The 7017-nt window shown below is 63.6% G+C and carries 4 protein-coding genes; 1 reads left to right on the plus strand and 3 read right to left on the minus strand.

Annotation, left to right across the window (positions count from 1 at the left end; translation table 11 throughout):
• Positions 1–348: 348 nt before the first annotated feature.
• From ACWI6D_RS09085 to ACWI6D_RS09095, 3 genes are read right to left on the minus strand one after another with little or no spacing between them, the layout of a single operon-like run.
• Entirely contained in the window at positions 349–1266 is a 918-nt protein-coding gene (locus tag ACWI6D_RS09085) for a dimethyl sulfoxide reductase anchor subunit family protein (RefSeq protein WP_449134448.1), read from the minus strand.
• Between the two features lie 4 nt (positions 1267–1270).
• Positions 1271–1930, minus strand: coding sequence for a 4Fe-4S dicluster domain-containing protein (locus tag ACWI6D_RS09090; protein WP_303251031.1), 660 nt, complete (start codon positions 1928–1930; stop codon positions 1271–1273).
• 18 nt (positions 1931–1948) lie between these two features.
• Positions 1949–5740, minus strand: a complete 3792-nt coding sequence (locus ACWI6D_RS09095; RefSeq protein ID WP_449134449.1) for a molybdopterin dinucleotide binding domain-containing protein — start codon at positions 5738–5740, stop codon at positions 1949–1951.
• 362 nt (positions 5741–6102) lie between these two features.
• Here ACWI6D_RS09095 and ACWI6D_RS09100 point away from each other — a divergent pair, with 362 nt between their 5' ends.
• On the plus strand, positions 6103–6936 hold the full coding sequence (locus ACWI6D_RS09100; protein ID WP_449134450.1) for a hypothetical protein: 834 nt from the start codon (positions 6103–6105) through the stop codon (positions 6934–6936).
• Positions 6937–7017 lie beyond the last annotated feature (81 nt).

A 7017-nucleotide genomic window follows, 5' to 3' on the forward strand; every position in this document is an offset into this window, starting at 1 on the left:
TGTCCCTTTGTCCCACTTGCCGGTGCAACGCGAGATGCCGGTGGCGGCACCCCAATCAACGCGAAAACGCGTGCATGAGGGGGCTTCCGTTGCCGAAAGCGGGGCACAGTGTGAAAGCCCCCTCCAACACGCTTTTTCAAACCGCGAATCCTTGCAGGTCAGACTCGCGTTCCTGCGAAACCGGCCGACCAGAACCGGCCTCGCATTCGCAAAACAACCAGGTGGCGCGCACGAAGCACCGCCTTGCAACCGAGGGACAATCCCCCGCTTCGCACCCGGTTCGGGGCCGGCCGACCTGCAGCCAGCCCCTTCATGCGGCGGGCAGACACACCACCCGCCGCAAACTTCCTAGAACAGGGCGAAGATGTGCATCGCGGCTGCGTAGAGAAGCACGCGCCAGATGATGCCGCCGATGATGCAGCACACGCCTGCACCGCCAGCGTAGACGGCCAGCTGCTGACCATCCTTGCCCTTGCCCAGCCAGGTGACCACGGCCGGCACGATGATGCCGACGATGATGGCGCCCAGCCAGAACATCAGCGCGTTCGAACCAGCCAGCAGGCTGCCGACCACGGCCGCGCGATCCACCATGGGCACGTCGGGCAGCGTCGGGTCGAAGTAGAAGCTGATGTCAGCGGAGTACGTACCAGCGGAGCCGTTGATGATGAACGCGTACACCAGCACAACGACCAGCTGGGCCACGGCGCCGACCAGGGCGGTCTTCACCATGAAGTCGCGGGACTCGGTGTCGCCGGTCACGCCAGCGATCACGAGCGCGGCCAGGCCGCCCATGAAGATCGTGTTCGTCAGGTAGTACACGATCAGCAGCGGGGTGTCCCACGTGGGCAGCGACGGCATCAGGTAGGAGTCGCCGGTGACCATGGGAAGCGCCAGGCCAACGATGATGGCCAGGACGCCGACCCCCTTCGGAGCCACACCGTCTTCAGCGCGGCGTGCGAACAGGAAGAACAGCACGATCGCGATGAACTCGATGACGCAGCCCCACAGCTCGAGCGTGATGCCCGAAACGCCGTAGCCGTTGCCGGCAAGCAGCGCGCCGAACGCGTTGAAGATGCGCTCCCAGTGCTGCAGGTGCATGAACACGCAGATACCGCCGACAACCAGGGTCACGAGCGCGGCGATAAGCGCCACGTTCTGCATCTTCTTGCCCTTACCGAGCACCGTGAGCAGGCCTTGCGCGCCCAGGATGCCGCCGGACAGGCACAGGAAGAACGTGAAGAGGATTAGAGGCCATTCCGGATTCATGAGTCTACTCCCTCCACTTTCGACCCTCGCGGAGCAGGTACATCAGCTTGGGCTTGTTGCCTGCGTCCTTGAGATGATGGATATCGTTTTCCGTGTACGCCTCGACGTAGTCCTTCAGCTTGACGCGGGTCTTCGTCATTTCGTCGTACTGGCAGCCGGGGCTGTCCGGATGTGCCGGGCCCTCGAAGTTGTCGACGCCCTTGTCCAGGTCGCCGAAGAAGCGGGCGCGGGCGCCGCACTGGGCGACGCACTGCGGCAGCTCGCCCTGGCTGATGCGCTGCTCGCACATGGTGCACTTCTCAACAACGCGCTCTTCCTCATTGAGGTAGCGAACGCCGTAGGGGCAGGCCAGAGCGCAGAAACGGCAGCCGATGCACTTGGACTTGTCGATCTGCACGGTGCCGTCCTCACGGATATGGGACGCGCCGGTCGGGCACACGCGCACGCACTCGGGGTTCTTGCAGTGCTGGCACTGGACCGGAAGGAAGTACATCTCCACGTCCGGGTACTGGCCCGAGCCGCCCTCGATGGGGTGCGGACCGATGCGCAGCGTCTTGATCCAGAAGTTGCCGACGTCAACGCCGTTGATTGCCTTGCAGGCAACCGTGCAGGCCAGGCAGCCCGTGCAGCGGTTCAGGTCGGTGATGATCGCGTAATTAGCCATGGGTGGAACCTCCTTTCCTTATTTGTAAGAGCCAAGCTTGTCGCTCAGCGAGCCTTTGTTGCTGTACTGGCCCAGCGCGTCGTTGCCGACGGAGCCCTGGGACAGCTTGCCCGTTGCCAGCGCGTCAGGCGACTGGATGGAGGGCTGGCAGCCCTTGGCGTCCATGTTGGCGAACGTCAGCTCGACCTTGGCGTCGGCCAGACGCGGGTCGTTGGACAGCCATTCCTTCAGACGCGGGTCGTTGGCGTTCGTGATGGCCGGATTGCCCTTCGGATCGCACGGCACCGGGTTGTTGAACGGGGAGTTCTCAGCCGTTGCCTTGTAAATCAGCGCCGGGATACCGCGCAGCTGCGAAGCTCCGCACACCCAGCACTGGGCGTACTTGTCCATGCAGCAGTTGATGCCGACGAGTTCGAAGCCGTGGCTTGCCGTGTCCATCTCGGGGTACCACCACGCGTGGTTGGCGTTGATGGTGCCTTCCTTGATGCCGTAGTACAGGTCGGCGACCTCGCGGACTGCGCCCCAAGGCGTGCGGATCCAGACCCAATCGCCCTGCTCGATGCCCATGCGCGCGGCGTCGGACGGGTTGATCTCAACACGTGGCGACGGCCACAGCTCGCGGCACCAAGGCAGCTGACGATGCTCGGAGTGGAAGTACACGGGCTGACGGGAACCAGTGGTCATGATGAACGCGTGGTCGTCGCCGTACTTCTGCAGGTTCTCCTTGTACTCTTCCATCAGATGATCGCCCTTGTAGTTGTCATTGATGTAGGAGTCGGTCGTCGAAATCTGGTCGGCCTGGTCCTTGTGGTAGTAACGCGGAGCCTCCACCTTGGAGTTCTTCGGCTCGAACCAGTGCGGGAACTTGTCGATGTCCGGAATCTTGCCATCGTAAGCGGCGCGATCCGGGCTGCAGGTTTCCGCGAACGTCTTCGTGGTATCCGGGATGTACGTCTCGGCGATGGTGGACCACACCTCGACCTTGGCGGTCGGGGTCATGAAGCCGCACTTCTCGTCGATGGCGGCGTACAGGTTGTAGCCACCCTGCTGACGACGGTAACCCATCTCCCAACGACGGTACGTGCCCCAACGCTCGGGATGCCACTTGCGGCAGTCGAACCAGCCTTCTTCCTGGAACTTCGCAGCGTACTCGGGGAAGTCCGGGCCCGCCACGTCGTTGATGGCCTGCGCGGGCTGCTCGGCGGCGGCATAGCTCGGGAACGCCGGGATGACCTGCTCGGGCTCGTTCTCCTTGTCCTTGAACTCCTCGATGCGCCACCAGTCGGTAGCATCCTTGAGCACGCGGTACTCCTGCTGCTCGTAGGTGACGTCGCCGCCCATCTGCACGAAGTTGTTGTAGTCCAGGTTGTTCCAACCGTCGTAGTTCAGGTCGCGGTCGTTCCAGATGAGAGCCGAACGGTCCGCCGGGATGTCGGCGCGCGTCGGATGCTCCTTGCCGGAAACGGCCTTCGCCATTGCCAGGTGCAGGCAGATAACGGCAACCGGGTCGTAGACGCAGTCGCCCATGGGCTCAGCTGCACGCTGACCAGCGCCGAAGATGCCGCCGGCGCCCTGGGACACGCGGCCGGTGTTGACCTCGAGCCAGTGCAGGACGGGGATGACGATGTCGGCGCAGCCGTTGTTCGGGCAGCTCCACAAGTTGAAGTCCAGCCAGAAGTCCAGGCGGGTCAGAGCCTCCCAGGCCTCAAGCAGGTTGGACTCGTTCATGAAGTCGCCGGACATGCACACGCCGCCATGGATCTGATACGGGGTGTCGATGCCGTTGATGGAGTCCCAGATGGTTGCGGAGTCGGCCCAGCGGTTCCAGTAGCGAAGCAGCGGGAAGCGCTCAGCGGAAATCTGCTTGGCGTTGCTGTCGAACGAGGTCTTCAGGCCAGGCCATGCGCGCGAGCTCTTGTATGCGCCGCCCTTGCGCTCTGCGATCCAGCGCGCTTCCTCGGCGGAAGGCACATGGTTGCCGTAGCGCTCGGCCAGCGGGGACTTCTCGTCGATGAGGTACTGCACAAAGCTCTGGATCAGCGGAACCTGCTCGTCGATGGACAGGTCGCGCGGCGTGTTGCCCAGTTCCATGGTGCCAACGCCCTCGCGGATACCCCAGTCGCGCGGCTCGTGGTCGGTGACCTTCATGTTCGCGCGGCCGCAGCAGCCGTCGACCTCGGCCTTCGAGGAACCGCGGTTGCCCGCAGGCTCGTCGGAGTTGCCGGTGATGCAGGCAATCAGCTGCAGGGCGCGGGAGTTCTGCACCGCGTGGCCCGTTTGGTCGGGGGCCAGCTGATAGTGGATGCCGCCGTTGCCGTGCAGCGGGTTCAGGCGCGTGGTGTAGATCTTCACGGCCTCGACGACCTTCTCAGCAGGAACCTCGGTCACGCTCTCGCAGTACTCGGGCGTGTACTCGGACAGGGAGTCGGAGAAGGCTTCCCAAACGGTGCCGGCCTTGATGGTGGTGCCGTTCTTCAGCTTGATCTCCACGCCGCCGGGGAACAGCGCGGGGTTCTTCGGCAGGCCCATGGGGTTGGACTTCTTGCCGCCTTCGTTGCCGGCGTTCCAGTATGCGTCGTACGTCGGGTCGGCCGGGTCGGCGAAGTGCGACGGATCCGGCAGCCAGGCGTCCGCGATGATGGGCTTGTAGGGATGCTCGATCCACGTACCGGTGGTCGGGATCTTATGTTTCTCGCCCTCCCACTGGCAGGCCTCGGCGTCCCAGTAGGTCGGTTTGTTGTTGTTCTCATCCCAGCAGATGAAGCGGCGATAGCTGTACTGCTCGTCGGCCGGCTCCCACCACTGGCTGATCCACTCGCGGTCAACGTCGGCCTCGGTCAGGATACGGGATTCCATATCCACGCCGCCGTTCATCTCCTGGAACCAACCCTTCTTCGTGCGGCCATCCTTCTCGGGATTCCACAGGAACGGGGCGTTCGTCCAACGACGCACGAACAGATCGTCGTAGGCTTCGTTGTCCAGAATCCACTTGAGCCACGTCAGGGACAGGCACAAGTCGGTGCCGACGCGCAGGGGCAGCCACAGGTCGGCTTCCTTTCCCAACGGCGTCATGCGGGGGTCTACCAATATATGCTTGTAAGCGCGCTGCGAGCAGTCGACCACGGTACGGTTCGTGGAGTCGTAGTTCGAGTACTCGGCAGCGGTGCCCCACTGCACGTACACGAGCGGACCCTGCTCGACTTCCATCCAGGGCGAGCCGATTTCGTCGGTCAGGATACCGGCGAAGTGACGCGGGCCCTTGCAGATCTCGTACGCCAGATGGGCGTTCGGGGTCGGGAAGATGGACTTCAAGGTGCCGTACGGAGGCTGCGCCCACACGCGGGACGTGCCGCCCATGGCGAAGTTGGCTTCTCCGCCGTACTTCTCCACGATTTCGTTGAGCTTGGCGCCGGCCTCGTCGAAGGCTTCGGCCAGGGAAATACGCACCCAACCGGGATCGTCCTCGCCCTTGGGGTTCGTGCGCTTCAGGCAGTAGCGCAAACGATCGGGATGGTACAGTGCGAGCATCGACGACTGAGACTTCGCGCAGCAGTGACCACGGCTGTGAGCGTTGGATTCATCGCCCTCGACCTTGATCACCTTGTTGTCCTGGACGGTGACCCACGTACCGCACTCAACCTTACCGCAAGCGCGGCAGCAAGAACGGATACGCTTCACTTCACCGGCCGTCGGATCAGCGCCCTCGGCCAGAGCCGCGGACGGTGCAGCAGCAAACCCCACGGTTGCGGCAGCACCCGCCATAGCGGACGCCTTCAGGAAGCTGCGGCGAGTCAAAGAAAGTTTCGCCATATGCCCCTCCTCTCCTTTACTTACTCGTTCCTTTTCGTCTTCCGCATTGGAGACACGGCGCGGTACTGCACCTCAGCCTTCCGCCTGCAAGGGGGGGGGAGGGAGGAGGGTGGCGGCTTGGCCGAATGCGGCACAGCGCCGCGTCCCCAATGCGGTGATTCGATACTACGGCGGCGGGTTTGACGGGAATCATAAGAGGGGGATGTATGAGCGCGCGCATATCATCCTTGCGGGATGATTTTGCGCTGAACTGGGCATTTATACTTTGGTTAGCGAAGAGGAACAGGCGGATGAGCCGGCGTGGCGCCCGTGAGGGGCGCGGCGCGCAGGCAGCCGCCGCAAGACGAATGAGGGGTTTGAACATGGCACAACCAAGACCTTCCCTGACGCTGATCGTGGACGTGGACGAGCGCATCGACTCCGAGGAGCTGCGCCTGGAAATCGGCCGCAGCTACACGTATGTAGGTTCCGCGCTCATGCGCACGCACGCGGCTGGAAGCGACGACGCGCCAGTGGAGAACACGCTGCGCATGCTGGTGAAGCTGGGCACGCGCCAGTATCTGAATGCGGGCGAAGAAGGCTCCGACGAGCTGTGGAACGACGTGATGCGCACGTGGTTCGAGAACCAGTTCCGCAAGATCGGCAACCAGACGCTTATCTACAACAAGCGTCAGCGCGAGATCGAAGACGGCCAGGAGCTTATGTTCACGTGGCTTGAGGTGGATCTGCAAAACGGCCAGCTGCCCGTGCGCCTGCGCATGAACGACGTGAGCAGCATCGAGGAGAGCGCTGCCGAGGTGCTGAGCGTTGTACGTGATGCATACAACAGTGGGAAGCTGGGCGATAAGGCTTCCATCGCGCGCATCAGCATGCCCACGGCCGAGTCGTGGAAGCAGCAGGTTGCCGACGGCGCCGTCGCCGCTGCGAAGCGCGCAGAGGAAGAGCGCGCGGCCGCCGAGGCTGCCGCCGCTGCCGCCGAGGCCGAGCGCGCCGCCGCCGAGGCTGCCGCCGAGGAGGCGTTCCTGGAGTCGCCCGAGCTGGTTGCCGCCGACGAGGAAGGCGAAGCCGTTGTTGAAGGCGGCGGCGTGGAAGCGCCCGAGCTTGTGTTCGAACTTGATGAACCCACGTTCGCCGTTGACTACAGCACGTGGACCGTGGAGTATACTGACGGCACGAGCAAGACGTTCGCCGCGTAACGCGCCGTTTGCCTGCCGCGCCCCCGCCGGGGCGCCATCGCGTCAGGTCGGCCGAGTCGCCGCGCCTGTTCGCAACCTTTT

Source organism: Senegalimassilia sp. (assembly GCF_977052095.1).

Coding starts and splice junctions, on each gene's coding strand:
- ACWI6D_RS09085 (WP_449134448.1), bottom strand. CDS start 1,266: ATGAATCCGGAATGGCCTCTAATCCTCTTCACGTTCTTCCTGTGCCTG.
- ACWI6D_RS09090 (WP_303251031.1), bottom strand. CDS start 1,930: ATGGCTAATTACGCGATCATCACCGACCTGAACCGCTGCACGGGCTGC.
- ACWI6D_RS09095 (WP_449134449.1), bottom strand. CDS start 5,740: ATGGCGAAACTTTCTTTGACTCGCCGCAGCTTCCTGAAGGCGTCCGCT.
- ACWI6D_RS09100 (WP_449134450.1), top strand. CDS start 6,103: ATGGCACAACCAAGACCTTCCCTGACGCTGATCGTGGACGTGGACGAG.